Annotated in this window: 29 protein-coding genes and 1 tRNA gene; 13 read left to right on the top strand and 17 right to left on the bottom strand. The window is 59.7% G+C overall.

Annotated features, from left to right (window positions below; translation table 11 throughout):
• Positions 1–11 precede the first annotated feature (11 nt).
• Positions 12–794, bottom strand: coding sequence for an aldolase (locus tag ACU680_RS20220; protein WP_367083572.1), 783 nt, complete (start codon positions 792–794; stop codon positions 12–14).
• 106 nt (positions 795–900) lie between these two features.
• On the opposite strand from ACU680_RS20220, the gene ACU680_RS20215 reads away from it, so the two are divergent.
• Positions 901–1443, top strand: a complete 543-nt coding sequence (locus ACU680_RS20215) for a helix-turn-helix domain-containing protein (protein ID WP_027614428.1) — start codon at positions 901–903, stop codon at positions 1441–1443.
• A 136-nt stretch (positions 1444–1579) separates the two neighbouring features.
• Here ACU680_RS20215 and ACU680_RS20210 read toward each other — a convergent pair whose 3' ends face one another.
• A complete protein-coding gene (locus ACU680_RS20210; RefSeq protein WP_448180352.1) occupies positions 1580–2599 on the bottom strand; it encodes a DUF4917 family protein in 1020 nt (339 codons plus the stop codon).
• Between the two features lie 154 nt (positions 2600–2753).
• Between ACU680_RS20210 and yiaY the strand changes: the two genes are divergently transcribed.
• Entirely contained in the window at positions 2754–3902 is a 1149-nt protein-coding gene (gene yiaY / locus ACU680_RS20205; protein ID WP_448180351.1) for an L-threonine dehydrogenase, read from the top strand.
• Between the two features lie 150 nt (positions 3903–4052).
• Here the strand turns inward: yiaY and ACU680_RS20200 are convergent, their stop codons facing one another.
• Positions 4053–4541 carry a DMT family transporter gene (locus ACU680_RS20200; RefSeq protein ID WP_448180350.1) on the bottom strand — a complete coding sequence of 163 codons (489 nt, stop codon included), beginning with the start codon at positions 4539–4541 and terminating at the stop codon, positions 4053–4055.
• Positions 4542–4618: 77 nt separating this feature from the next.
• Between ACU680_RS20200 and ACU680_RS20195 the strand changes: the two genes are divergently transcribed.
• Positions 4619–5542: a LysR family transcriptional regulator gene (locus tag ACU680_RS20195; protein WP_448180349.1), complete on the top strand. Its 924-nt coding sequence runs from the start codon at positions 4619–4621 to the stop codon at positions 5540–5542.
• Positions 5543–5549: 7 nt separating this feature from the next.
• On the opposite strand, the gene ACU680_RS20190 is transcribed toward ACU680_RS20195, so the two are convergent.
• Positions 5550–5834, bottom strand: coding sequence for a type II toxin-antitoxin system RelE/ParE family toxin (locus ACU680_RS20190; RefSeq protein WP_367083582.1), 285 nt, complete (start codon positions 5832–5834; stop codon positions 5550–5552).
• Complete coding sequence (relB, locus tag ACU680_RS20185) at positions 5824–6063, bottom strand: type II toxin-antitoxin system RelB family antitoxin (protein WP_103485684.1); 240 nt, start codon at positions 6061–6063, stop codon at positions 5824–5826. The genes ACU680_RS20190 and relB overlap by 11 nt, the downstream gene beginning before the upstream one ends.
• Before the next feature lie 108 nt (positions 6064–6171).
• On the opposite strand from relB, the gene ACU680_RS20180 reads away from it, so the two are divergent.
• The 6 genes from ACU680_RS20180 to ACU680_RS20155 all read left to right on the top strand — a co-directional run bounded on the left by ACU680_RS20180 (position 6172) and on the right by ACU680_RS20155 (position 10293).
• Complete coding sequence (locus ACU680_RS20180) at positions 6172–6888, top strand: PA3715 family protein (RefSeq protein WP_367083584.1); 717 nt, start codon at positions 6172–6174, stop codon at positions 6886–6888.
• A gap of 4 nt (positions 6889–6892) precedes the next feature.
• The gene (fos, locus tag ACU680_RS20175; protein ID WP_367083586.1) at positions 6893–7309 is read left to right on the top strand and encodes a fosfomycin resistance glutathione transferase; all 417 of its coding nucleotides are present in this window, start codon (positions 6893–6895) and stop codon (positions 7307–7309) included.
• A 60-nt stretch (positions 7310–7369) separates the two neighbouring features.
• A complete protein-coding gene (locus tag ACU680_RS20170; protein ID WP_367083587.1) occupies positions 7370–8008 on the top strand; it encodes a LysE family translocator in 639 nt (212 codons plus the stop codon).
• A 79-nt stretch (positions 8009–8087) separates the two neighbouring features.
• The gene (locus tag ACU680_RS20165) at positions 8088–9437 is read left to right on the top strand and encodes a sensor domain-containing protein (RefSeq protein ID WP_448180348.1); all 1350 of its coding nucleotides are present in this window, start codon (positions 8088–8090) and stop codon (positions 9435–9437) included.
• A 118-nt stretch (positions 9438–9555) separates the two neighbouring features.
• Entirely contained in the window at positions 9556–9714 is a 159-nt protein-coding gene (locus ACU680_RS20160) for a KGG domain-containing protein (protein WP_003222499.1), read from the top strand.
• A gap of 75 nt (positions 9715–9789) precedes the next feature.
• Positions 9790–10293, top strand: a complete 504-nt coding sequence (locus ACU680_RS20155; protein WP_027614439.1) for a DUF4142 domain-containing protein — start codon at positions 9790–9792, stop codon at positions 10291–10293.
• 100 nt (positions 10294–10393) lie between these two features.
• On the opposite strand, the gene ACU680_RS20150 is transcribed toward ACU680_RS20155, so the two are convergent.
• A complete protein-coding gene (locus ACU680_RS20150; RefSeq protein ID WP_003222503.1) occupies positions 10394–10804 on the bottom strand; it encodes a low affinity iron permease family protein in 411 nt (136 codons plus the stop codon).
• 187 nt (positions 10805–10991) lie between these two features.
• Between ACU680_RS20150 and tam the strand changes: the two genes are divergently transcribed.
• The gene (gene tam, locus ACU680_RS20145) at positions 10992–11762 is read left to right on the top strand and encodes a trans-aconitate 2-methyltransferase (RefSeq protein ID WP_448180347.1); all 771 of its coding nucleotides are present in this window, start codon (positions 10992–10994) and stop codon (positions 11760–11762) included.
• Positions 11763–11888: 126 nt separating this feature from the next.
• Here the strand turns inward: tam and ACU680_RS20140 are convergent, their stop codons facing one another.
• The 7 genes from ACU680_RS20140 to ACU680_RS20110 form a co-directional block, all read right to left on the bottom strand.
• A complete protein-coding gene (locus tag ACU680_RS20140; protein WP_448180346.1) occupies positions 11889–12617 on the bottom strand; it encodes a class I SAM-dependent methyltransferase in 729 nt (242 codons plus the stop codon).
• A gap of 244 nt (positions 12618–12861) precedes the next feature.
• Positions 12862–13020 (bottom strand): hypothetical protein, encoded by a 159-nt coding sequence (locus tag ACU680_RS20135; protein ID WP_448180345.1) that lies wholly within the window; start codon positions 13018–13020, stop codon positions 12862–12864.
• Positions 13017–13742, bottom strand: coding sequence for a zeta toxin family protein (locus tag ACU680_RS20130; protein ID WP_448180373.1), 726 nt, complete (start codon positions 13740–13742; stop codon positions 13017–13019). The genes ACU680_RS20135 and ACU680_RS20130 overlap by 4 nt, the downstream gene beginning before the upstream one ends.
• Before the next feature lie 367 nt (positions 13743–14109).
• Positions 14110–14183 (bottom strand) — tRNA-Gly (locus ACU680_RS20125).
• A gap of 159 nt (positions 14184–14342) precedes the next feature.
• Positions 14343–15227 (bottom strand): alpha/beta fold hydrolase, encoded by an 885-nt coding sequence (locus tag ACU680_RS20120; protein WP_448180344.1) that lies wholly within the window; start codon positions 15225–15227, stop codon positions 14343–14345.
• Between the two features lie 315 nt (positions 15228–15542).
• Positions 15543–16235: a pseudouridine synthase gene (locus ACU680_RS20115; protein WP_448180343.1), complete on the bottom strand. Its 693-nt coding sequence runs from the start codon at positions 16233–16235 to the stop codon at positions 15543–15545.
• Positions 16236–16268: 33 nt separating this feature from the next.
• Positions 16269–16499, bottom strand: a complete 231-nt coding sequence (locus ACU680_RS20110; RefSeq protein WP_448180342.1) for a cysteine-rich CWC family protein — start codon at positions 16497–16499, stop codon at positions 16269–16271.
• A 264-nt stretch (positions 16500–16763) separates the two neighbouring features.
• Here ACU680_RS20110 and ACU680_RS20105 point away from each other — a divergent pair, with 264 nt between their 5' ends.
• Positions 16764–17027, top strand: coding sequence for a hypothetical protein (locus ACU680_RS20105; RefSeq protein WP_123586907.1), 264 nt, complete (start codon positions 16764–16766; stop codon positions 17025–17027).
• Positions 17028–17206: 179 nt separating this feature from the next.
• The gene (locus ACU680_RS20100) at positions 17207–17605 is read left to right on the top strand and encodes a hypothetical protein (protein WP_007963255.1); all 399 of its coding nucleotides are present in this window, start codon (positions 17207–17209) and stop codon (positions 17603–17605) included.
• Positions 17606–17670: 65 nt separating this feature from the next.
• Here ACU680_RS20100 and dspII read toward each other — a convergent pair whose 3' ends face one another.
• On the bottom strand, positions 17671–18783 hold the full coding sequence (gene dspII / locus ACU680_RS20095; RefSeq protein ID WP_448180341.1) for an enoyl-CoA hydratase/isomerase DspII: 1113 nt from the start codon (positions 18781–18783) through the stop codon (positions 17671–17673).
• Positions 18784–18915: 132 nt separating this feature from the next.
• On the opposite strand from dspII, the gene ung reads away from it, so the two are divergent.
• Positions 18916–19608 carry a uracil-DNA glycosylase gene (gene ung, locus ACU680_RS20090; protein WP_448180340.1) on the top strand — a complete coding sequence of 231 codons (693 nt, stop codon included), beginning with the start codon at positions 18916–18918 and terminating at the stop codon, positions 19606–19608.
• Between the two features lie 158 nt (positions 19609–19766).
• On the opposite strand, the gene ACU680_RS20085 is transcribed toward ung, so the two are convergent.
• From ACU680_RS20085 to ACU680_RS20075, 3 genes are read right to left on the bottom strand one after another with little or no spacing between them, the layout of a single operon-like run.
• The gene (locus tag ACU680_RS20085; RefSeq protein ID WP_448180339.1) at positions 19767–20801 is read right to left on the bottom strand and encodes an AbrB family transcriptional regulator; all 1035 of its coding nucleotides are present in this window, start codon (positions 20799–20801) and stop codon (positions 19767–19769) included.
• Complete coding sequence (locus ACU680_RS20080) at positions 20794–22308, bottom strand: tripartite tricarboxylate transporter permease (RefSeq protein ID WP_007963259.1); 1515 nt, start codon at positions 22306–22308, stop codon at positions 20794–20796. Before ACU680_RS20080 ends, ACU680_RS20085 begins: the two co-directional genes overlap by 8 nt.
• A 1-nt stretch (position 22309) precedes the next feature.
• The gene (locus ACU680_RS20075; protein WP_448180338.1) at positions 22310–22768 is read right to left on the bottom strand and encodes a tripartite tricarboxylate transporter TctB family protein; all 459 of its coding nucleotides are present in this window, start codon (positions 22766–22768) and stop codon (positions 22310–22312) included.
• Positions 22769–22781 lie beyond the last annotated feature (13 nt).

The following is a 22781-nucleotide window of genomic DNA, read 5'->3' as shown; positions in this document are numbered from 1 at the left end:
AAAAGCTGAAATCAGTTCAGGCAATCGGCGTGTTGGCGCAGGTTCTGCCGGGCATAGTAGTTGAAGGCGGCAGCGTGGCGTTTGGGTTTTGACACCCAGTCATGGGCCTCGCGACCCAGTTGCGGAATGATCGGCTTGATCGTCCCGGCGGCCATCGCCAGCAGCTGCAGTCTGGCGGCGCGCTCGATCAATTGGGCGATGACGCAGGCTTCTTCGATCGTGCTGCCGGTCGACAACTGGCCGTGGTGCGACAGCAGAATCGCGCGCTTGTCGCCCAGTGCCCCGGCGATCAGTTCGCCTTCCTCGTTACCAACCGGCACGCCTGGCCAGCCTTCGAGAAACGCGCAGTCGTCGTACAGCGGGCACAGATCCATGTGGGAAATCTGCAGCGGCACTTCCAGCATCGACAGTGCGGCAATGTGCGTCGGATGGGTGTGGATGATGCAGTTCACGTCCGGCCGGGCGCGGTAGACCCAGCTGTGGAAACGGTTGGCCGGGTTGGCCATGCCGTGGCCTTCGAGCACTTCCAGGTCTTCGTTGACCAGCAGCAGATTGCTCGCGGTGATTTCATCGAAACCCAGGCCCAGTTGTTGAGTGTAATAGGTCCCCGGTTGTGGGCCGCGAGCGGTGATTTGTCCGGCCAGACCGGAGTCATGACCGTTCTCGAACAGGATCCGGCAGGTCAGCGCCAGCTTTTGCCGGTCAGTCCACGTATTATCCGCCAGGGTGTTTTGCATCTGGGTCAGCGCTTGCTTGACCAGTTGCGCTTTGGGTAGTGCTAATGTCTTGGCCATGTCTGTGTCCTTTGGGTGAGTGCAAATGACACGAAAGAGCCTATATGACACAAAGTGTCATAAGCAAGCATGAATTGTCGCTTCCTTGATGGAATAACTGCTGCGCATGTCTATCCGTTTGAAATTATTGAGAAAAAAACTTGGCGTAACGCTTGAGGCACTGGCCGAAAAATCCGGCATGACCAAGAGTTATCTGTCGAAAGTCGAACGCGGGTTGAACACTCCGTCGATTGCGGCCGCGCTGAAACTGGCGAAAGCGCTGAACGTGAAGGTCGAGGAACTGTTCTCCGAAGACAACGTCAGCCTCGACAGCTACAGTCTGGTGCGCAGCCACGAACGCCAGTCACTGGCGGCCAATGATCAGAGCCCGGGCTATGCGGTGCTGGCGCATCAGGTCAGCGAACGCAACCTGCTGCCATTCATCATCTACCCGCCGCGCGAATTCACCGACAAGACCTTCAAGGAGCACTTGGGCGAGGAGTTTCTGTTCGTCCACGAAGGGCAGGTGGAAGTGGATTTCATGAATGAGCGGGTGCTGCTGGAGCGCGGCGATGCGCTGCATTTCAATGCGCAGAAACCGCATCGGATCCGGTCGGTGGGCGAGGTGCAGGCGCAGTTGCTGGTGGTGGTGCACAGCAGCGAAGAATGAGCCGATTCTGCTGTTGTGGCGAGGGAGCTTGCTCCCGCTTGGCTGCGCAGCAGTCAGCGCTTTGCAGCTTGATATTTGGGGGCAGCTTCGCTGCCCAGCGGGAGCAAGCTCCCTCGCCACAGGTGATGTATTGGCTTCAGACTTCGACGGGCACTGACAACTTCGGATTCCCCAACGCATGCGTCTTCGCATCAAAAAACCGCAACGCAACCCCGGTGCCCTCAAACACCTTGGCGTAATGCCGTTTCTGATGCTGGATGAACGCCGCACTGCGCGGGTAAATCGAGATCGCCACGTTCGCCGGTTTTGCCAGCCGCAGCGCCCGCACGATGTGCGCATCCTGCTCGCCCAGCGCATGCCCGAAGATGCACAGGTTCTGCGCGTGTCCCAATAACTGCTCATAACAGAACGACAGATAATCCGAACTGCGGATGGTCTTGAGCTTGTCCGCGCTCGGCCCTTCGGTGACGAACAGCGGCACATCATCCAGGGTCTTGATCGTATTGTTGATCGCGAAACTGCCGAGCAGGGTGCCCTCGGTCGAGGTCAGTTTGCGCGCGGTGCCGTCCTGATTGCGCACCAGGTGCAGGCCACCGTGCAGGTACAGCAGACGCGGTTTGGCGCTGCTGCTTGCACTCAGATCGAAACTGGCGTCGGGGCCATTGAACAGGTCATCGATCGCCTCGCTGCGGTGCTGGATCGCCCAATAGTTGAGCAGATCGTAATTGGTGGTGAACACCGTGCGATAACGCGCCAGTTCTTCATTGAGCGTGGTCAGGGTCGAGGCCTGCACCAGTCGCCAGGGAATGTGTACCGCGTGCACGCTGTTGATCAGCGCTTCCTTGATCGCGTAATAGCGATTGCGCGGTGCGGCCGAGCTGACCGCCAGCGCCTTGTTGACCCGGCTGGTGGTTTTCAGCGCACCGAGCACTTGTTCGAAGCTGCGCGTCTGCATCGCGTCGAACACGCTCAGTTCCGACGGGCTCAGCGGTTTCTCTTCCACGGTGCGCGCGTTTTCGAACAGCGAGTCGTAGCCGAAATCGTCCCACACCGCGCGACTGGCGCCATTGCCCACCAGCAGACCGTTGAAGTCGGCGGTGGCGCGCAGGGCGCTCCAGTCTTCGAGGGTGGCATCGACATCCAGAAAATCGCTCATTGCTTGGCACATCTCAAAACATAGGGGCTGATGGACGGCGACTTTATCACGAGCGGGCATTGAGCCAGATCAACATCGGTGCTGACCGATCGGTCGATCCTGTGCACATCCGCCGGATCGGAGCAGTCGATTCGGCCCCAGTCAGGAGACGCGCATGAGCAGCACCTTTTTCATTCCGGCGGTAAACATCATGGGCAACGGATGCCTCGACGAGGCCATGGTTGCGATCCGTAATTATGGTTTTCGCAAGGCGCTGATCGTCACTGATACGGGGCTGGCCAAGGCTGGCGTGGCAACCATGATCGCCGAGAAACTGGCGATGCAGGACATCGATTCGGTGATCTTCGATGGCGCCAAACCCAACCCGAGCATCGCCAACGTCGAGTCCGGTCTGGCGCTGCTCAAGGACAGTCGCTGTGATTTCGTGGTGTCGCTGGGCGGTGGTTCGCCCCATGACTGCGCCAAGGGCATCGCCCTGTGCGCAACCAACGGCGGGCAGATCCGCGACTACGAAGGCGTCGATCAATCGAGCAAGCCGCAGCTGCCGCTGATCGCTATCAACACCACCGCCGGCACCGCCAGCGAGATGACCCGTTTCTGCATCATCACCGACGAGTCACGCCACGTGAAAATGGCCATCGTCGACCGCAACGTCACGCCGCTGCTGTCGGTCAACGACCCGGCGCTGATGGTCGCCATGCCGAAAAGCCTGACCGCCGCCACCGGTATGGACGCGCTGACCCACGCCATCGAAGCCTACGTTTCGACTGCGGCCAACCCGATCACCGACGCCTGCGCACTGAAGGCCGTGACTCTGATCAGCAACAACCTGCGTCTGGCGGTGCGTGACGGCAGCGACCTTGCGGCGCGAGAGAACATGGCTTACGCGCAGTTCCTCGCCGGCATGGCGTTCAACAACGCATCGCTTGGCTACGTGCATGCGATGGCGCACCAGTTGGGCGGTTTCTACGACTTGCCCCATGGCGTGTGCAATGCAGTGTTGCTGCCGCACGTGCAGACTTTCAACGCGCTGGTCTGCGCCGAACGCCTGACTGACGTCGCCCACGCCATGGGCGCGGATATTCGTGGGTTCAGCCCGGAAGAGGGCGCCCAGGCGGCGATCAATGCGATCCGTTGTCTGGCCAGGGACGTCGACATACCGGGCGGCCTGCGTGAACTCGGCGCCAAGCTCAGCGATATTCCAGTGCTCGCCACCAACGCACTGAAAGACGCGTGCGGTCTGACCAACCCACGGGCGGCGGATCAGCGGCAGATCGAGGAGATTTTCCGTAACGCGTTTTGAGCAGGGTACAGCCTCGACACGTTCCGAGGTTTTTCGCGCCACCTCTGACGCCATCGCGAGCAGGCTCACTCCTACAGGGGAACGCATTTCAACTGTAGGAGTGAGCCTGCTCGCGATGGCTGTCTTCCAGACATCGAATAACCCTCTGGATTAACCGACTGCTGCCACATTCCTCTCAAACACCCCACCAAACTGAATCAACATCACCCCGCCAATCAGCAACAACGACCCCAGCGCGCGCGATAACGTCAGCTGTTTCTCCACCAGCCCGAACAGCCCGAAGTGATCAAGCAGCATCGACGCAATCACCTGCCCGGCCAACGCCAGCGCAACAAATCCCGACGCGCCGAGCCTGGGCAGCAACATCACCGCCAGCGCCACAAAACACACGCCGAACGCACCGCCAGCCCACATCCACAAGGGTGCCTTGCTGATAAACCCCAGCGACGGCAGCGGCAGGCGCAACGCCAGAATCACCGGCACCAGCACCAACACACTCACCAGCAACGAGGCCAGAGTTGCCCACAACGGATGGCCGAGTCCCCGTGCCAGGTTGCTGTTGATCGCACTTTGAAACGGCACCACCGCCCCGGCAAACGCGGCCAGCAGCAACAAACCGGTCCACTGCAACGTACTCATGATCACTCTCCAACAGGTTTTGCTGGACTCTAGAGTATTCGTCGCGCAGATTTAAATTCGGTTTTGTCATACAGGGCATGCACAAGATGAATGATCTGCGTCGTATCGATCTCAACCTGCTGGTGGTTCTCGACGCCTTGCTCGGCGAGCAACATGTCACCCGCACCGCCGAGCGGCTACACCTGAGTCAACCGGCGGTCAGCCATGCGCTGGCGCGTCTGCGCGACTTGCTCGGCGATCCGCTGCTGGTGCGCGCCGGTTCGACTTTGGTGCCCACGGCGCGGGCGCTGGAACTGGTTGCGCCACTGGCCGAAGCGTTGGCCCAGGTGCAGTCGTTGCTGGCGCCGAACACGTTCGATCCGGCCACTGCGCGGCGGACCTTTCGCGTGGCGATGTCCGACTACGGCGCGGCCATCATCCTGCCCGGGCTGATCCGCACCTTGCGCCGTGAGGCGCCGGGCATCGATCTGCAGATCAGCCATGCCAGCCGCGAAGGCATGCTCGAAGGCGTGCTCAACGGCGACATCGACCTGGCCGTCGGGGTGTTTCCGGAAATGTCCAACGAGTTGCGCAGCAGCGTGCTGTTCGAAGAACGCTACGTCTGCCTGCTGGATCGCCGCAGCTTGTCGACCGACGGCGTACTGGATTTGCCGACTTACTTGTCGCGTCCGCATGTTCTGTTGGAAATGCGCGGCAGTGGCACCCCGGAAATCGAACGGGCGCTGACCTCATTGCGCGAACGCCGCCGCGTTGCCATCAGCCTGCCGCACTGGAATGTCGCGCCGCAGTTGATCAGCGGTACGGATTTGATTCTCACGGTGTCGTCGCGCAGCGTGCGCGAGATTGATCAGCAGGAACTGATTGTGCTGCCGCCACCGTTCGAGATCGCGCCGTTCACGTTTGTGCTGGCGTGGCATAGGCGCCGGGGTGGGGATCAGGCGTTGAACTGGTTGAATCGCCGGATTGAGGAGGGGATAGATCGATCCGGGAGCCGCGATTGATAATGGCCTACCACGTGCGCGGAGGAAGCCTGCGAGTATGGAAGACGCGCAGAACCTGAAGTCGGCCCTGACGAACCCGGTACGGAATCAGATAGGGGCGATCAGGGAGCGCCCACTCTCTGGTTCCGGGCAAACGTCCCTCGCGCCCGGAGGCAGGAAAGCGGGCAAGGTGATCGACGCAGTCGAGAATGGCTTGAACAAACTCTGAGGCTGCCTGCGGATTTTCAATCGCGATGTAGGCCGCTTCGTCATCGAGATTCCTGAGTGCGGTACGCAGCCACTCAACGCGCATTGGCATTCCATTTGTTGGCGATCGCCCTGACGTCATCGGCAGAAGCGAAATCACCGGCATCGGCTTCGTTCAGCGCTTTTTGGATTTCTTCAATTTGCCAGGCTTCGCGCGCCAGGTATTCGCGCAATGCATCGACTGCCAGATAGGACTTGCTGCGCCCGGTCGCTTTGGCGAGGTTGGCCAGCGTATCTGCAATTTCGTCGGGAAGCCGCAAAGACATGACGGACATGATGATCTCGGTGTAGTGATTTGTAGTGCAACATACTACAGCGTCATACTTGTCCCGGCCCGCCATTCGTCTAACTGTTGCGCACATGACTTTTATCAAGGAAGAAACATGACCTGCAGAAACACCTTCATCTTGGCTTTTGCATTTATGGCCATCACCACCCAGGCCCACGCCGCCTGCACAACCAAGAGCTTCGACGGCAAATCCATGTCGCGCTGCAATGTCTGGCCGGCGTTTCCGAGTCAGGCGATTTCGGTCAAATCCACCTATCTTGCCGATTCCGGTAGCGACGATGCCGGGGCGTTCGATCTGGAACTGGCGCTCCTCAACGCGAGCAACGCCAAACCCATTGCCACCTACCGTAAGCCGGGCGCCTACAACTCCGATGCCGTGCGCCTGGATGATGTGCGCATCGACACGGCGCGCTACCGATTGACGCCGGATATCCGCGCCTTTGGGTTGCGCGCGAAGTTCGCGCACAGTTCCCATGCCATTCCCTACGAAAAAACCGATCTGGCGCTGTATGTGCGCGAGGGCGATGAGTTACGTCCGGTGCTTGAAGGCCTGGTGGTCTTCAAGGACAACGGTGAGTTCGTAAATGACTGCGAGGGCTACAGCAAAAAAATCCGCCGGACGCTCGAGATCGCTCCAACGAGCCACAATGGTTTCGCCGATCTGATCGTCACCACCAGCGGCAGCAAAATGAAAAACACCCGGTCCGGCAATCAGTGCATATCGACAAACACCGAGCTGAAGAAAAAGCAGATCACCCTGACGTACGATGGCCAGCAGTACAACGTTCCTGAAGACCTCAGAGGTTACTGATCCCATGCTCACCGGTCTCAACCACCTGACCCTCGCCGTCAGCGATTTGCCCCGCAGCCTGGCGTTCTATCGCGATGTGTTAGGTCTGCGCGTCGAAGCGACATGGGATGCCGGTGCGTATCTGTCGCTGCCGGGGCTGTGGTTGTGCCTGTCGCTGGATGCGCAGCGTAACGGCGAGCCGTCCGTCGACTACACCCATTACGCGTTCAGCCTCGCCGAGGCAGATTTTCCGTTGTTTGTGCAGACGCTAAAAGCGGCGAATGTGAGGGAATGGCGCGACAACCGCAGTGAAGGCGCGTCGTTCTACTTTCTCGACCCTGATGGCCACAAGCTCGAGGCTCACGTCGGCGATCTCGCGTCGCGACTGGCAGCCTGTCGGCACAAACCGTACGCGGGCATGCGTTTTTACGACGCGTCGTGATCTGGCGTTGCGGGCTGATATAGACTGGCCATCACTTGTACTGGCGACAGCAGGTTTTTCATGACTCCATCGCTGCTAATGGCCGTTCTGGCCTCGGGTTTCATTTACGGCATCACGCCAGGGCCTGGCGTTCTGGCGGTGTTCGGCATCGGCGCGGCGCATGGCCGGCGGGCCGGGGCCGGGTTTCTTTGCGGCCACCTGCTCGGTGATGTGGTCTGGTGCAGCACCGCGCTGATCGCGATCGTTGGCGCCCGCGAGATCGGCAGCACCGCGTTCGATGTGCTCGGCGTGCTCAGCGGCTTGTACCTGTTCTGGCTCGGCTGGCGTGCAGTGCGGGCCAAACGTCGCAGCGCTGATCAGCCACAAGGTGCAGCGCGTCAGCCTTTCTGGCACGGCATCCTGTTCGGCCTGACCAATCCCAAGGCTTACCCGGTGGCGGTGGCGACCTTTACCGCGCTGCTGTCGAGCCGTGCCGAACTGCTCAACTGGTCGATGCTGCCGGCGCTGATCGCCCTGAGCTTCTTCGGCGGATTGCTGGCTTACGCTATCTTGATCGGCGTTGTCGGCGCCCAACGGGTACGCACGCTGTATCAGCGCCATGAGCTGATGATCACGCGGTTGTGTGGCGTGATGTTTATCGGTTTTGCCATCAATGCGCTGGTGCATGCGCTGCCGGGATTGCTGCCGAACAAGGCTTGAAGTTGTGTGCAGGGATGCGTGAACAAAGGGTCAGGGATGGTTGATCAGTGCTGCATTGTCCGGACATCCACGCTGAACCATGGAAAGCCGAAATTCCGCGCCGCTGGCGAGTTACATGGACCTGTTGCTGGATGCCGTCTGTGCGGTGGACAGGCAGGGCCGTTTCGTTTTTGTCAGCGCCGCCTGCGAGCGTATTTTCGGTTATACGCCTGACGAGTTGATCGGCCGGTCGATGATTGAGCTGGTGCATCCCGCAGACCGTCAGCGCACTCTCTCCGCCGCCCGCGACATCATGGGCGGCGAACCCAAGCACAATTTCGAAAATCGTTACGTGCGCAAGGATGGCCGCATCGTCAACATCCTCTGGTCGGCGCGCTGGTCGGAGGTCGACCAGCTGCGCATCGCCGTGGCCCGCGACATCACCGAGCGCAAGCAGGCGGAATCGCGTCAGGCTGCGCTGTATGCGATTTCCGAGGCGGCGCATGTCGCCGAAGACTTGCTGGCGCTGTTCAAACGCATCCACCTGATCATCGGCGAATGGTTGCCGGCGCTGAATTTCTCCGTGGCGCTGTACGACGAGCACTGTGCGCAGTTGAATTTTCCCTATCACGTCGATGACCACGAATTGCAGCCCGAGCAACCGGGCACCGTCACCGGGCGTTTGTGTACGGAGGTCATCCGCAGCGGTCAGCCGATTCTGCTGACGCCGGACAGCCCCGACGCCTCGCCCGACTTCGCCGCGCTGGTGACGGGGCAGGACTCACCCTGCTGGCTCGGTGTGCCGCTGAATTCGAAGAACGGCACCATCGGTGCGCTGATCGTCAAAAGTCTGCCGGGCGGCGAGCGTTACACCGAGCAGGACAAGGAATTGCTGCAATACGTCTGCGCCCAGGTCGCGACCGCGATCGAGCGTCAGCAACTGCACGCGCGGCTCAAGCGCATGGCGCAGTACGATCAACTGACCCAGCTGCCCAATCGCGGATTGCTCAAAGAGCGCCTCAAGGCTGCGTTGGCTGCTGCCCGCGAAACCTCGGGAAACATGGCGCTGCTGTACGTCGATCTGGATCGCTTCAAACAGGTCAACGACACATTTGGCCATGCGGTCGGCGACATGCTGCTGCAAACGGTGGCGAGCCGGCTCAAGGGCTGCGTACGCGATACCGATACCGTGGCGCGCATCGGTGGCGACGAATTCGTGGTGCTGTTGCACAGCGTTCACGCCGCTGAAGACGCCGACATCGTCGCCGGAAAAATCCGCCAGGTACTGATGAAGCCGATGCGCCTGGACGGTCACAACCTGCACATCGAACCGAGCATCGGTGTGGCCCGTTATCCCGAACATGGCAGCGAGGAACAGCAACTGTTCCGGCATGCCGACCAGGCGATGTACACCGCCAAACGCCTCAATCATCGGGCGGTGGATAACTGAGCCAGTGCGCGCCGTTCGTCGCGGCGCGGGCAACTTTTCTAAACCTTTGGCAGTCCGGCAATTCTCAATCTAGGCGGGCACCTGCTCGCCAACGATCAATACCAAGAGGAAGAGAATCATGCCTAATTCAAGAAACTCGAACTCGGGAAACTTCGCCAACGATCGAACGAAGGCCTCTGAAGCCGGTCGCAAAGGTGGGAAAACCACCACCACGACAGTCGACAAAGAGCCTGCGAAAACCGAAATGGGCCGCAAGCCAGCTCAGAAGTCGAAGTAGTCGGTGAGGTAGTTTTGATTGAGAGGCGGGGGCGCAAGCCCCCGCTTGAATTTGCAGAGATAGGAGGGCGCGACCATGAGCCGGATGGCCACCCAGATACGTCGTTTCAGTTTTGCCACGCTGTTGGGTTTGTTCGCGGGCACAGCATTCGCCCAGTCGCCTGCCGACTTCATCAACGATGCGTCCGCCAAAGGCATGGCCGACATCGAAGCCAGTCGTCTGGCGCACCAGAAATCCGAATCCAAAGAGGTCAAGGATTACACCATCGTCGTGATCAATGACCGCACCACGGCCAACCAGCATCTGGCGAAGATCGCGAAGAAACTCGATCTGCCGGTCGCGCCCCGTGAAGAAATCGCCGACAAGGCCAAGACCATGATCCCGCAGGTTAAAGACGGCGAAACCTTCGATCAGGCCTACGCCGCGAGCCAGGTGAAGGCGACCGAAGAGGCCATCCAGCAGATCCAGCAGGAAGCGCAGTCGACCGACGTGCCGGAAATCAAGGCATTTGCCGACGAGACGCTGCCAAAACTGCAAAGCCATCTGGAAATGGCGCGAGCGCTGCAAGCCAGCCGCTGATACTACTTGCCAATCAAAAGATCGCAGCCTGCGGCAGCTCCTACACCATTCCCTGTAGGAGCTGTCGCAGGCTGCGATCTTTTGCTTTGTTCAACTTTACTTAGCAGTCATTCAAATCCTGCTTCGGCTTGCTCTTCTCCCCCAGCCCATCAAGATTGAACACCTCGCTTTCCCCCAGGCTGCGGTAATGCTTGCGCAGCGCCTCGAGTTGTTTGAGATCCAGCGATTCCAGCCCGAGCATCGCGTTCTGCGCTTCTTTATTCACCCGCAGCAACTCATCAAGCTTCAGGTGCAGGATGTCGGTATCGCGGTTCTGCGTGTTCTGGATCAGGAACACCATCAGAAAGGTGATGATCGTGGTCGAGGTGTTGATGATCAGTTGCCAGGTGTCATTGAAATGAAAAATCGGCCCGCTCAACCCCCACAGAAAAATCAGGATCAATGCGCCCATGAACGTTTTCGGGCTACCGGCCCAGAGGGCCAGGGTCTGGGAGATTTTCGCGAATTTCATTGCCGTGTTCCTTATTGGGAGAGCTTGAAATTCAGACATCCGGGGCGCGATGAAAATTCTACTTACAAATGACGTCTGCCAAAAATTGTGAGGGTGAAGACATCCCTTGCAATAAGCCTCTCTGGAACTGTCCGCAGCGCTGCCTGTATTGTGACGAACCGCAGGAATGTCCCGACAGGAGAACGCAATGAGTTGGTCCGCCAGACAATACGTCGCTTTCGAAGATGAACGCACCCGCCCGGCCCGTGATCTGCTGGCGGCGATTCCCACGGTTCAGGCGCGATCGGTGGTCGATATCGGTTGTGGCCCGGGTAACTCCACCGAACTGCTGGTGCAGCGTTTCGAGCAGGCGCAGGTCCGAGGGCTGGACAGCTCGGCGGACATGATTGACGCGGCGCGCAAGCGGCTGCCGCAGTTGCAGTTCGAGGTCGCGCAAATCGATAGTTGGGCGGATCAAGGGCCGTTCGATGTGATCTTCGCCAACGCCGTGCTGCAGTGGGTGGCGGAACACGCGACGTTGCTGCCGGCGTTGGCGGGTAAGCTTTCGGACGGTGGCAGTCTGGCGATCCAGATGCCGGACAACCTCAACGAGCCTTCCCATCGACTGATGCGCGAAGTCGCCGCCAATGGCCCATGGGCCGCGAAACTCGCCGGCGCCGCCGGGCAGCGCACCGACATGGCGAGTGCCAGCGAATACTTCTCGATGTTGCGTCCGCACTGTTCGCGGGTCGATGTGTGGCGTACTACCTATCACCATCAGTTGTCAGGTGGAGCGGCGGGGATCGTGGAGTGGTTCAAGGGCAGTGGCTTGATTCCGTTTCTGAGCCCGCTGAGCGAAGAGGAGCAGACGCAGTATCTGCAGCAGTACCTGGCGGCCGTTGCAGAGGCTTATCCGGCGCTGCCGGATGGTTCGGTGCTGTTGCCGTTTCCGCGGCTATTTATCGTCGCGACTCGCTAAGGGCAAACAACAATTCTGTGGCGAGGGAGCTTGCTCCCGCTGGACTGCGAAGCAGGCCCAAGGTCTTCGGGGCACTTCGCGCCCCAGCGGGAGCAAGCTCCCTCGCCACAATGCATGTTTCGCGAGTTAGCGCTGCACCGCCACCAACATCATCATCGGTCGCTCCCGCTCTTCAGCCAGCGCCGGTTGCGCGGCCACCTCTGCATCGCTCGGGCCCCATTCGTTGACGTGGCGAATGGCAAAACCCGCCGCGATCAACGAATTCAACAGCGTGCCAAGCGTGCGGTGCTGCTTGATCACCCCGTCGGCCAGCCAGTGGGTTACCCGCTCGCCTTCCATCTGATAACTGTCCAGCGGCCAGCGCTTGCGACCATCGCTGTCGACCAGCCAGCCTGGATTGCGCGGGGCCATGAAGATCGGATGTTCGATGGAGAACACAAAATACGAGCCCGGTTTCAACGCCGCGTACAAATGGGCGAACAGTCCGGCCAGATCCTTGATGTAATGCAGCGCCAGCGAACTGTAGGCCAGATCGAAACTGCAGGTCGGCAGGTCGATGTGTTCAAGATCGGCGCGTTCATAGCGGATGTTCGCCGCCGTAGTGGTTTCACGCGCGCGCTCCAGCATCTTTTCCGAAACATCCAGCCCCAGCACATTGGCGGCGCCATGTTCACTAGCCCAACGGCTGAACCAGCCATAGCCGCAGCCGAGGTCGAGCACATTCAAGTCGTGCATCGATGGCAGCAAAGCCTTGAGCGCCGGCCACTCCGGCGCGGCATCGAGGCCACCGATTGAACGGTTCATCTGACTGTAACCCTGGAAAAAATCCGGGTCGTCGTAAATGTTTTGCGTCATGGGGGAAATACTCTTTTGAGTTCGGTCATCAGCGGCAAAGTGGCCGCGCCATGGAGTCCCTCGAAAGTCAAAACGCGTATTCGTCGATGGCCGCGCAGGGGGGAGGGTGGTGGGTGAAGTGGAAATGCTAGCGGGTCGTGGGGAGGGTGAGAACCGTGGGTGTGTTGTGGATCTGTAATGTCGGAACGGTGAGAATAAAAAAGCCCGGCAAACGGCCGGGCTTTTTTAAATATCAGTGACGTAATCAGTCCTGCTTTTCACGCGCCGCCAACATCAGTTGATTCTGTTTTTTGGTAGCTTCGCTCAGCACTTCGCTGTAAATGCGCTTTTTTTCTTCCGATTTCGCATTGCGAATGAAGTCTGCGAATGGACTCGTGGACTCCTTTGTGGATCCGGGTTTCATGGAGTTGCTCCGTTATTGATCCCAAGCATGGCCATCAGTTCGTGTCTCGTATGCTTCTCTGGGATATGGTAGTCGATCTTGTCGACGCCAGCCTTGTAGAGGCGTCCAGAATTATCAATATGCTTCACAAGCAGATCGACATGCAGGTCTTTGCCAAACTCTAGCTTAAGCGTGTTTACCACGTCACGCGCTGCAAAGTATTGGTCGACGAAATGCTCCGGTCGAATCCTGCGTCCTTCGGCTTCCTCACGAGCTCTGACAAAGGACCAGGCCAGGCTGGGGTCTTGGTAAACGTAGAGAACTTGCACAAATCTCCCTTTGTGGAGGCACCGCCGCACATTTTTCCTCGCGATTTCGATATTCGAAAGCGTTCCATCCAGCAGGAAGGATTGCTTTCGATCCAGAGCCAGGTCAATCAGTTTTCCAACCAGAATCGACACGGCGCCTTGGAAAAGCCAGGCATTGCCACCGTGATAGGCTTCAAATTCGTTTCTGAGTTCGTCTGGATCAATTCGCAAGATGGGCGTATCGGAGAAAAGGTTCAGCAGAGCTAATGAGGCCTCCGTTTTGCCAGCGCCCGGCGACCCCGCCATGAAAACCGAAACAGGTTCTTTTTCGGGGGGATACATCGTTTGCTCCGTGAGCCGCTTTCCAATCGCCTTCTTGTTTGATCGAGCAAACCTGATAGCGTCATTCCAGATAGCCTGCTCTTCCCCCGTCATTCCAGATCTTTTGTTTTCCTGCACTGATGGGAACCCTCTTCGAGTGAAAGGTGATTTACGGCGGAGCTCCGGACTTACCGAACTGTCGCGCCTTCCAATCAGTCAAAGCCCAAGAGCGGCTTTGCCAATACCGATTGGGAAGCCCATGCATGGGGATCATCCCTTTGAGCAGGCGGCGCTTCCGTCGTTAGTAACGATCAAAGCGTAAAGAGGGCTGGTGCATCTGCAATAAACAGTGTGTTGCATAATGGGTCGGTGCCGACCCAGAAGCTGACCTCAAATCCCGGACACAAAAAAACCGGCCCTATAGGCCGGTTTTTTTGTGTCTGCATCCCCCGTCATAACCACGACGTGAGACCTGATTGAGTGGAGCGGGTAGAGGGAATCGAACCCTCAACTAAAGCTTGGGAAGCTTTCGTTTTGCCACTAAACTATACCCGCTCAGAGCGGCTGACTTTGTACCAGAGTCGGGCGCAGATTTGAAGTTTTTCTTTTGCTCGCAGCGCGTTACAGCATTGAAAACGGTCATCCGCGGGCGAATCTGCAGGACAGTCCATGCTGGTTTTTCAGCCCCAAAGACTCGCTCGCGACGACGCTTTTTCAAATGGCCAATGCATGGTGATCCTGGACGAACGAGTAGCGCGTTCGGCTCGACTGTTGTGACGGTTTCAGGAAACCGAGCAGGGCGTTCTGGCTATCGCGGCACGCAGCCTTGTGCTCCATGTCGAGGAAGTGCCCAGTGGCCTGCAGCGTGGTGAAGGTGCTGTGCGCCACGTGGTTGGCAAATATCCGGGCGTCTTCGGCGGCAGTGTATTCATCCCATTCGCCGTTGAGGAACAGCACCGGCACGCTGATCTTCTTCGCCGCATTCAAATAGCACTGACGATCGCTGTGCAGTACGTCATTGATGTGGAAGTGCATCTGCCCGTATTCGTGCTCGGCCAGGCTGCTGACGTGGCGATAGTTGAAGCGCTTGAACAGTGACGGCAGGTGTTTGCCGATAGTGTTGTTGACCAGATGCCCGACGCGGTCGCCGTCGCGTTGGCCGAGGTAATCGACACCGCGCTCAAGGTAATCAAGCATGTGTGCGTTGATCACCGGCGAGAACGAGCTGATCACGGCTTTCTCGATACGCCGCGGCTGGTGGGACAGGGCAACCAGAGTCGCCGCACCACCCCAGGAAAACGACAGCACGTGTTCGGCGCCGAAATGGTCGATCAGCTCCAACAGGATCTGCCCTTCGACTTCCTTGGTCAGATGTTTCTCGTGACGGTTGTGGATTTTCGACTTGCCCGCGTAGGGTTGGTCGTAGCAAACCACGTTGAATTGCGGGTGCAGGTTTTTCACAGTCTGTGCAAACGACGCAGTCGTGGCCATCGAGCCGTTGACCAGGATGATGGTCTTTTCTGCGGCGTCTGCGCGATAGAACTCCGTGTAAACCCGATACTGACCCTGTATATCCAGCACAGCGATTTCTGGCCTCATGTCATAAGACTCCTGGCAAGCAAGCGGGTATGCGCGCAAATAGAGATTGCACGAGCTTTGTGACAGGTAGGCATACGCCTGGAATTTGCTTGGCCCATGTCGATCCATGACTGCGGTCGACGGGTGTTGTTATTGGCGGGCAGTCTGCCGGCTGAGGCGCAACCCAAGGGCTGACGACCGGCAAAAAGTTTCTTGGAAGTATGTTGTGACTCATCGGTCACAATTTGGCCGACGTCCTGATTCAAGCAGTGGGAGCGGGATCGCGCAAGTGCCGTTGGTAAATTGTTCGACAACTTCTGCTGAGCGGTCGCCGGCTTAGAACAAATGGATCTCTTCGGTGCGCAAAGCGCGGTACTCGCCCGGTTTTAGCGCGTTATCCAGCGACAGCGGGCCCATGGATTCGCGGTGCAGGCGCAAGACTTTGTTGTTGAAGTGACCAAACATGCGCTTCACCTGATGGTAGCGACCCTCGATGATGCTCAGGCGCGCCACTCGCGGGCCGAGCACCTCGAGTCGCGCCGGTTGTGTGTTCAGGTTTTCGAAAGCGAAGTAGATGCCCTCGGCAAACGTAAGCGCGTATTGCGGCCCGATCTCCTGTTCGGTCTCGACGTAATAGACCTTCGGCAGTTTGGTCTGCGGTTGGGTCAGGCGTCGCGACCAGCTGCCATCGTTGGTGATCAGCATCAGCCCGGTGGTGTTGAAGTCGAGGCGCCCGGCGATGTGCAGGTCGTCCTTGTCCGGTTCATCGATCAGATCAAGCACGGTCGGGTGTTGCGGATCGCGGGTGGCGCTGACGCAGCCGGGCGGTTTGTGCAGCATGAAGTAGCGTGCCGGTTTGCCGAGTTGCAGGACTTCTTCATCGACTTCGACGCGGCTGAACTCCAGCACTTCGCTGTGCGGGTCGCTGACGACTTTTCCGTCGATCCGCACGCGCTTTTCCACCAGCAAAAGGCGAACCTGCTGACGGTTATAGCGGGGCAGGTTGCTGAGGAAACGGTCGACGCGCATGGTCAGGAATCGGCGGAAAAAGGGTCGCGCATCTTACGGGATTGGCCGAGCCGCTGCTTGCAGTTGCGCTTCGACCTGAGCGCAGCGCGAACATAGGCAAGATTTGTCGCGCAGCGCCGCTGGCAGCGCCTCGAGGACTGCCGGATCAATGCTGACGCCGTAGCACCAGCAGGCTCGGTCAGCGGTGCGCGGGTCGGCAAGGCTGCAGTCGTTGCGGGCGCCGCAGGCCGGGCAGAGGTCGGGTTTAGTGTCGGAATCAGGCATAAGTCGGGTGAGGCATTTCCACGCAGGTGCGGTTACGGCCGGTTTGCTTGGCCCGTTGCATCGCATGATCGGCCCGGGACGGTAGCCTGTGCAAGCTCGCAGGCCAACTGTGGGAGCAAACCTGCTACCACAGAGGATTTTCAGTGTGACTGACGCCGCTGATCTGAAGCCTTTCCGCGCCCGGCACTCGCCCCGAACCTGACAGTCAAAAACTGTGTCGACTGCGCTGTCCTGCTGCGGTCGTGGGTCTTTCAGGAGGCCGTCATGGGTACTTCAAAACTGTTGCGCCGGGTGCTGCTGGGAGCGGTGCTCGGCCTGGGTCTGTCCGGTTGTTATTACTACGCCGGGCCTTACGACGCTTACCCCGCCACTTACTACTACCCCGGCTATTATTCGCCGTATTACTACGGCGGTTATTACGGACCGCGTTACTACGGTGGCGGGCATTATTACTACGGCGGCTACGGTTATCGCGGTGGTTATGGACGCGGTTATCACGGCGGCGGCTATCACGGTGGGCACCACTGATCGACGGCTGAATGACAGTGTTTTCCAAATGAACAGGATTTCATCAATCACATGTTTCAACTTGTTACGAAAGCGCACCAGATTCGGAAAACGCTGTCTGATTATTCGTCAGTCACCGAATAAACGACTGATGCCTGCCAGCGTCGCTGGTGCGGCTACCCGCGGTCCAGGAGGCCGCCATGTATCGACGAATTCTTCTACTTGCTGCGATGATGTTTTCCGTTGCCGGTTGCGCTCCTTACTCCTACGCAGACAGTTATTACAGCTCGGAGGTTTACACCTCACCCGCTCCGGCGTACTACAACACTGGCGGCACCTATTACAGCGGTGGCAGCACCTACTACTCGGCCCCGCGCTACTACCAGGCGGCCCCGCGTTACTACCAACCGGCCCCGCGTTATTACTCGGCGCCACGTTACTACCAACCAGCGCCGCGCTACTACGAGAGCCGCCGCTGGCACGACAATGATCGCGGGCGCTGGGACGGTCACCGTGGTGGGGGTTGGGATCGTGACCGTGGCGGCCGTGACCATCACGGTAACCGCGGTGATCACGGCGGTCGAGGTGGTCGCTGGTAATCATCCGCAAACAAAAAAGCGGCGCATTGAGCGCCGCTTTTTTGTGCCTGCGATTTGCCGGGTATTCAGTAAACCGTCAAATCCGCCAACGGATGCCGACCTTCCCACACCTTGTGAAAATGCGCCTCGACCACTGCATCCGGGACGTTGTTGATATCCGGCCAATGCCAGTGCGGTTTCTGATCCTTGTCGATCAGCCGCGCGCGAACCCCTTCGCTGAATTCCGGGTGCCGGCAGCAATTGAGGCTCAGGGTATATTCCATCTGGAACACCTCGGCCAGCGACAGGTAGCGGGCGCGGAGGATCTGTTCCCAGACCAGATGCGCGGTCAGCGGCGAGCCTTCGCTCAGGGTGTTCGCGGCGCGGGCGATCAGCGGGTCGCTGCTGTCGCGTTGCAGGCTGATGGCTTTCCAGGCGCAGGTGACGTCGCTGACGTCGAGCAGTTCGTCGATCTGCTGACGGCGCGGCAACCACTGCGCTTCGGGCATCTGCCCCACGGCTTCCTGTTGCAGGGCCTTGAACAGACTGTTGAGCTGCATGTCGGTCTGTTCCTGCCAATTCAGTTGCAGCAGGCCTTCGATCAGTTGCGGTTGCTGTTCTTCAAGCAGGAAGCGATCGGCCAGATCCAGATCGATGGCATCGCGCCCGTTCATGTGCGCGCCGGTCAGGCCAAGAAACAGACCGAGCTTGCCCGGCAACCGTGAGAGAAACCAACTGGCACCGACGTCCGGATACAGACCGATGGTGATCTCCGGCATCGCCAGACGACTGCTCGGCGTGACGATTCGCGTGCTCGCGCCTTGCAACAGGCCCATGCCGCCGCCGAGCACGTAACCGTGGCCCCAGCAGATCAGCGGTTTGGGGTAGGTGTGCAGGCTGTAGTCCAAGCGATATTCGGCGGCGAAAAACTGCGCGGCCAGTGGTGGGACTTCGCCGGGATGGGCGCGACAGGCCTCCACCAAGCTGCGCACCTCGCCGCCGGCGCAGAACGCCTTGGCACCGTTGCCGCGCAGCAGCACGCAGACGATTTGTGAATCCTTGGCCCAGGCGTTCAGTTTGTCGCTCAGGGCGTTGATCATCGGCAAGGACAGCGCGTTGAGCGACGTTTCAGCATCCAGGCTGGCGATCCCGAGGCGGGCGCCGTCGGTGCCGGTGAGTTCTTCGAAGTGCAGATTCATCGTGACCTCGATCGGGAATATGAAGGATCAGTATGATCGCTGTGCGGGAAAGTGCCGGATCTGCGTCAGATCAATTGACAAGCGTGGTCGGCTTTCCTAGGGTTCGCCCCATTGTTTTTGCCGGGTATGACCATGACTGCTGACGACCGTATCAAACTCGAACCGAGCTGGAAGGAGGCACTGCGTGCTGAGTTCGACCAGCCTTACATGGCAGAGTTGCGCACTTTTCTGCAGCAGGAGCGGGCGGCCGGCAAGGAAATCTACCCGCCGGGACCGCTGATTTTCAACGCGCTGAATTCGACGCCGCTGGATAAAGTCAAAGTGGTGATCCTCGGCCAGGACCCGTACCACGGCCCGGGCCAGGCCCACGGCTTGTGCTTTTCGGTGCAACCGGGCGTGCCGGCGCCGCCGTCGCTGGTCAACATCTACAAAGAGCTGAAACGCGACCTGAACATCGACATCCCCAACCACGGTTACCTGCAGAGCTGGGCCGATCAGGGTGTGTTGATGCTCAACACCACCATGACCGTCGAGCGCGCCAATGCCAACGCGCACAAGGACAAGGGCTGGCAGTTCTTCACCGACCGGATCATCGAACTGGTCAGCGAACGCCAGCCGCACCTGGTGTTCATGCTGTGGGGGGCGCATGCGCAGAGCAAGCAGAAGCTGATCGATGCGACCAAGCACCTGGTGCTGACCTCGGTGCATCCGTCGCCGTTGTCGGCTTATCGTGGATTTTTGGGGTGCGGGCATTTCAGCCGGACCAACAAGTTTCTTGAGCAGAATGGCGAGACGCCGATCGAGTGGCGTCTGCCGCCGATTTGACTGGCTGAGTAAATCTGTGGCGAGGGAGCTTGCTCCCGCTCGGCTGCGCAGCAGCCGCAAAACCTGTGATTTCGGTGTGCCAGAAGCACCCGTTCAAGGATCTCGGGTCTGCTGCGCAGCCCAGCGGGAGCAAGCTCCCTCGCCACAGTGACTCGGTGTCACTCGGGATTACGGTTCCAGTACTTGAACAACGGCTCCGCCAGAAACAGCACAAACAGCAGCCGCATCACCTGCATCGCCGTCACTAGCGGCACCGACAGTCGCAGGGTCTCCGCCGTCAGACTCATCTCGGCAATCCCCCCGGGCATCATGCCCAACGTCAGCGAGCGCAGATCCAGATGGGTCAGCGCGCTCAAGCCCAACGCCGCCAATGTGGCGATCAACATGGTCAGCGCCGTGCCGATCAATGTCCTGCCCATGAATGACGGTGCGCGGCGGAAGAACTGTCGATTGAAGTGACAGCCCAGCCCGCTGCCGATCAGCCACTGGCCGATCTGGCTGCCACCGTCCGGCAGACCGATGTGCAAATCCCAGGCAATGCTCACCGTGGCACTGACCAGCAACGGGCCGAACAACCACGGATTGGGGTGACGCAAACGCTGCCAGAGCCAGGCGAGCAGGGCGCCCGCAGGAAACAGAATCGCCAGCCAGCGCCAATCGACGTTGCCAGCGTGGGAAATCGGCGTGCCGTCGCCCAGCAGATACTTGAACGCGGCCGGCACGCACAGCACCACCACCAGCACCCGCAGACTCTGCCCCGCCGCGACATGGCTGAGCAGCGCGCCATTGCGTGCGCCGAGGTTGACCATCTCCCCGGAACCGCCGGGCATGCTTGAGAAAAACGCCGTGGCGCGATCCTCGCCGGTGCGGCGCATTAACCACACGCCGACCACTGCCGAGAGGCTGGTGACCAGCGCACCGAAGAAGATCAAACCGAAATGACTCAGCACCTGCTCCATCACCACCGGGGTGAAGTGCAGGCCGATGCCGATACCGACGATCCATTGGCCGCATTTGCGCCCGCCGGGGATTTCCGTGAGTTGCCACGGGGTCAGGCAGCGCACGAGGATGATCGCCAGCAGCGAGCCGACCATCCACGGCAGTGGCCAGCCGATCTGGCTGGCGATAAAACCGCCAAGCAGACCGACCAGCGGGGTCGCCCACCAGCTTCTGAGGGAAGAGCGATCAGACATCGGCGATGGCGCGTTGCGCAGCCGAACGTTTACGCCAGATACGCAGCAGCGGCAGCAGCAACATGATCGCGGTCAGGATCCACACACCGAAAGTGATCGGGCTCGACCAGAGGATTTCCAGCGCACCGTTGGAGATCGACAGCGCACGACGCAGGTTCTGCTCCATCAGCCCGCCGAGAATGAAGCCCAGAAGCACCGGCGACAACGGGAAATCCAGTTTGCGCAGGATGTAACCGAAGATGCCGATGCCGACCATCAGGAACAGGTCGAACGTGGTCGCATGCACGGCGTAGACGCCGATCCCGGTGATGATCGCGATCACCGGCACCAGTGCCCAGTTCGGCACGGCGAGGATGCGGGTGAAGATGCGGATCATCGGGATATTCAGGATCACCAGCATGATGTTGGCGATGAACAACGAAGCGATCAGGCCCCAGACGATGTCCGGTTGCTGTTGGAACAGCAGCGGCCCCGGGGTGATGTTGTACAGCGACAGCGCGCCGATCATCACGGCGGTAGTGCCGGAACCGGGTACACCGAGGGTCAGCATCGGCACCAGCGCGCCGCAGGCCGACGCGCCGATCGCGGTTTCCGGAGCGGCGAGGCCACGGGCGTCACCCTGACCGAATTTGCCGCCAGTACCGGCGATGCGTTTTTCGGTCATGTAGGCCACGGCACTGGCCAGCGTCGCGCCGGCACCCGGCAACACGCCCATGATGAAACCCAGCAGGCCGCAACGGATGTTCACCACGAACACCGACGCCGCTTCCTTGAAGTTGAACATCATGCGCCCAGTGGCCTTCACCGCTTCCTGGCCGCGATGGGTTTTTTCCAGGAGCAGAAGGATTTCGCTGACCGAGAACAGACCCAGCACCAACACCACGAACTGGATGCCGTCGGTCAGGTGAATGTTGTCGCCGGTGAAGCGATAAACACCGCTGTTGGCGTCGATGCCGACGGTCGACAGAAACAGCCCGATCAACGCCGCAATAAACGTCTTCAGCGGTCGATCGCCGGCCATGCCGCCGAGGCAGACAATCGCGAACACCATCAACACGAAGTATTCCGCCGGGCCGAAGGCAATCGCCCATTTCGCCAGCAACGGGGCGAAGAGCACCATGCCGCAAGTGGCGATGAACGCACCGATGAACGAACTCCACGCTGACAGCGACAGGGCGACACCGGCCAGACCCTGACGCGCCATCGGATAACCGTCGAGGGTGGTCATCACGGTGGAGGCTTCGCCCGGAATGTTCAGCAGGATCGAGCTGATCCGCCCGCCGTATTCGCAACCCAGATACACCGCCGCCAGCAGAATCAGCGCCGACTCCGGCGGCAGGCCGAGGGCGAAGGCGATCGGGATCAGCAGGGCCACGCCATTGATCGGACCCAGGCCCGGCAACAGCCCGACCACGGTGCCGATCAGCGTGCCGGTCAGGGCCGTGACCAGGTTGTACGGGCTCAGCGCGACGCCGAAGCCCTGACCCAAATAACCGAGAGTATCCATATCAGTTCTCCAGAACGTCGAGCAGGCCCAGCGGCAGCGGAACGTCCATCAGACGGTCGAACAGCAGGTACAGACCGATGGCCATCAACGTTGTCACCACAATGCTCGGCAGCCAGCGACCGCCATACAGGCGCGCCATCGGGATGCCGATCAGGATGCTGCTGAGAATGAAGCCCAGCGGTTCGAACAGGCCGGCGAAGACCAACAGCAACAGCACGCAGATGCCGATCTTGATCAGGGTTTGGCGATCCAGCGGTGGCTCGTCTTCGCTGTGTTTGATCGGTGCCGGGCGGAACACCATGTACAGCAGCGCCGCGGCCATCAAGCCGAGCATCAGCAGAGGAAAGGCGCGCGGGCCCACCGGTTCATAAGAAAAAGCCGCTTGATACGGCCACGCCATCAGGGCCAGGCCGACGCAGGCCAGCAACAGCACCGAGGCGAAAATGCGTTGTAAGAGCATGGGAAACTCCTGG

This window comes from Pseudomonas sp. LF020, assembly GCF_053456425.1.
This window is presented reverse-complemented; position numbering and strand designations above follow the sequence as displayed.

Bases quoted from the DNA above. Each gene is read 5' to 3' on its own strand.
- ACU680_RS20220 (WP_367083572.1), bottom strand. From the start codon at position 794: ATGGCCAAGACATTAGCACTACCCAAAGCGCAACTGGTCAAGCAAGCG.
- ACU680_RS20215 (WP_027614428.1), top strand. From the start codon at position 901: ATGTCTATCCGTTTGAAATTATTGAGAAAAAAACTTGGCGTAACGCTT.
- ACU680_RS20210 (WP_448180352.1), bottom strand. From the start codon at position 2,599: ATGAGCGATTTTCTGGATGTCGATGCCACCCTCGAAGACTGGAGCGCC.
- yiaY (WP_448180351.1), top strand. From the start codon at position 2,754: ATGAGCAGCACCTTTTTCATTCCGGCGGTAAACATCATGGGCAACGGA.
- ACU680_RS20200 (WP_448180350.1), bottom strand. From the start codon at position 4,541: ATGAGTACGTTGCAGTGGACCGGTTTGTTGCTGCTGGCCGCGTTTGCC.
- ACU680_RS20195 (WP_448180349.1), top strand. From the start codon at position 4,619: ATGCACAAGATGAATGATCTGCGTCGTATCGATCTCAACCTGCTGGTG.
- ACU680_RS20190 (WP_367083582.1), bottom strand. From the start codon at position 5,834: ATGCGCGTTGAGTGGCTGCGTACCGCACTCAGGAATCTCGATGACGAA.
- relB (WP_103485684.1), bottom strand. From the start codon at position 6,063: ATGTCCGTCATGTCTTTGCGGCTTCCCGACGAAATTGCAGATACGCTG.
- ACU680_RS20180 (WP_367083584.1), top strand. From the start codon at position 6,172: ATGACCTGCAGAAACACCTTCATCTTGGCTTTTGCATTTATGGCCATC.
- fos (WP_367083586.1), top strand. From the start codon at position 6,893: ATGCTCACCGGTCTCAACCACCTGACCCTCGCCGTCAGCGATTTGCCC.
- ACU680_RS20170 (WP_367083587.1), top strand. From the start codon at position 7,370: ATGACTCCATCGCTGCTAATGGCCGTTCTGGCCTCGGGTTTCATTTAC.
- ACU680_RS20165 (WP_448180348.1), top strand. From the start codon at position 8,088: ATGGAAAGCCGAAATTCCGCGCCGCTGGCGAGTTACATGGACCTGTTG.
- ACU680_RS20160 (WP_003222499.1), top strand. From the start codon at position 9,556: ATGCCTAATTCAAGAAACTCGAACTCGGGAAACTTCGCCAACGATCGA.
- ACU680_RS20155 (WP_027614439.1), top strand. From the start codon at position 9,790: ATGAGCCGGATGGCCACCCAGATACGTCGTTTCAGTTTTGCCACGCTG.
- ACU680_RS20150 (WP_003222503.1), bottom strand. From the start codon at position 10,804: ATGAAATTCGCGAAAATCTCCCAGACCCTGGCCCTCTGGGCCGGTAGC.
- tam (WP_448180347.1), top strand. From the start codon at position 10,992: ATGAGTTGGTCCGCCAGACAATACGTCGCTTTCGAAGATGAACGCACC.
- ACU680_RS20140 (WP_448180346.1), bottom strand. From the start codon at position 12,617: ATGACGCAAAACATTTACGACGACCCGGATTTTTTCCAGGGTTACAGT.
- ACU680_RS20135 (WP_448180345.1), bottom strand. From the start codon at position 13,020: ATGAAACCCGGATCCACAAAGGAGTCCACGAGTCCATTCGCAGACTTC.
- ACU680_RS20130 (WP_448180373.1), bottom strand. From the start codon at position 13,742: ATGACGGGGGAAGAGCAGGCTATCTGGAATGACGCTATCAGGTTTGCT.
- ACU680_RS20120 (WP_448180344.1), bottom strand. From the start codon at position 15,227: ATGAGGCCAGAAATCGCTGTGCTGGATATACAGGGTCAGTATCGGGTT.
- ACU680_RS20115 (WP_448180343.1), bottom strand. From the start codon at position 16,235: ATGCGCGTCGACCGTTTCCTCAGCAACCTGCCCCGCTATAACCGTCAG.
- ACU680_RS20110 (WP_448180342.1), bottom strand. From the start codon at position 16,499: ATGCCTGATTCCGACACTAAACCCGACCTCTGCCCGGCCTGCGGCGCC.
- ACU680_RS20105 (WP_123586907.1), top strand. From the start codon at position 16,764: ATGGGTACTTCAAAACTGTTGCGCCGGGTGCTGCTGGGAGCGGTGCTC.
- ACU680_RS20100 (WP_007963255.1), top strand. From the start codon at position 17,207: ATGTATCGACGAATTCTTCTACTTGCTGCGATGATGTTTTCCGTTGCC.
- dspII (WP_448180341.1), bottom strand. From the start codon at position 18,783: ATGAATCTGCACTTCGAAGAACTCACCGGCACCGACGGCGCCCGCCTC.
- ung (WP_448180340.1), top strand. From the start codon at position 18,916: ATGACTGCTGACGACCGTATCAAACTCGAACCGAGCTGGAAGGAGGCA.
- ACU680_RS20085 (WP_448180339.1), bottom strand. From the start codon at position 20,801: ATGTCTGATCGCTCTTCCCTCAGAAGCTGGTGGGCGACCCCGCTGGTC.
- ACU680_RS20080 (WP_007963259.1), bottom strand. From the start codon at position 22,308: ATGGATACTCTCGGTTATTTGGGTCAGGGCTTCGGCGTCGCGCTGAGC.
- ACU680_RS20075 (WP_448180338.1), bottom strand. From the start codon at position 22,768: ATGCTCTTACAACGCATTTTCGCCTCGGTGCTGTTGCTGGCCTGCGTC.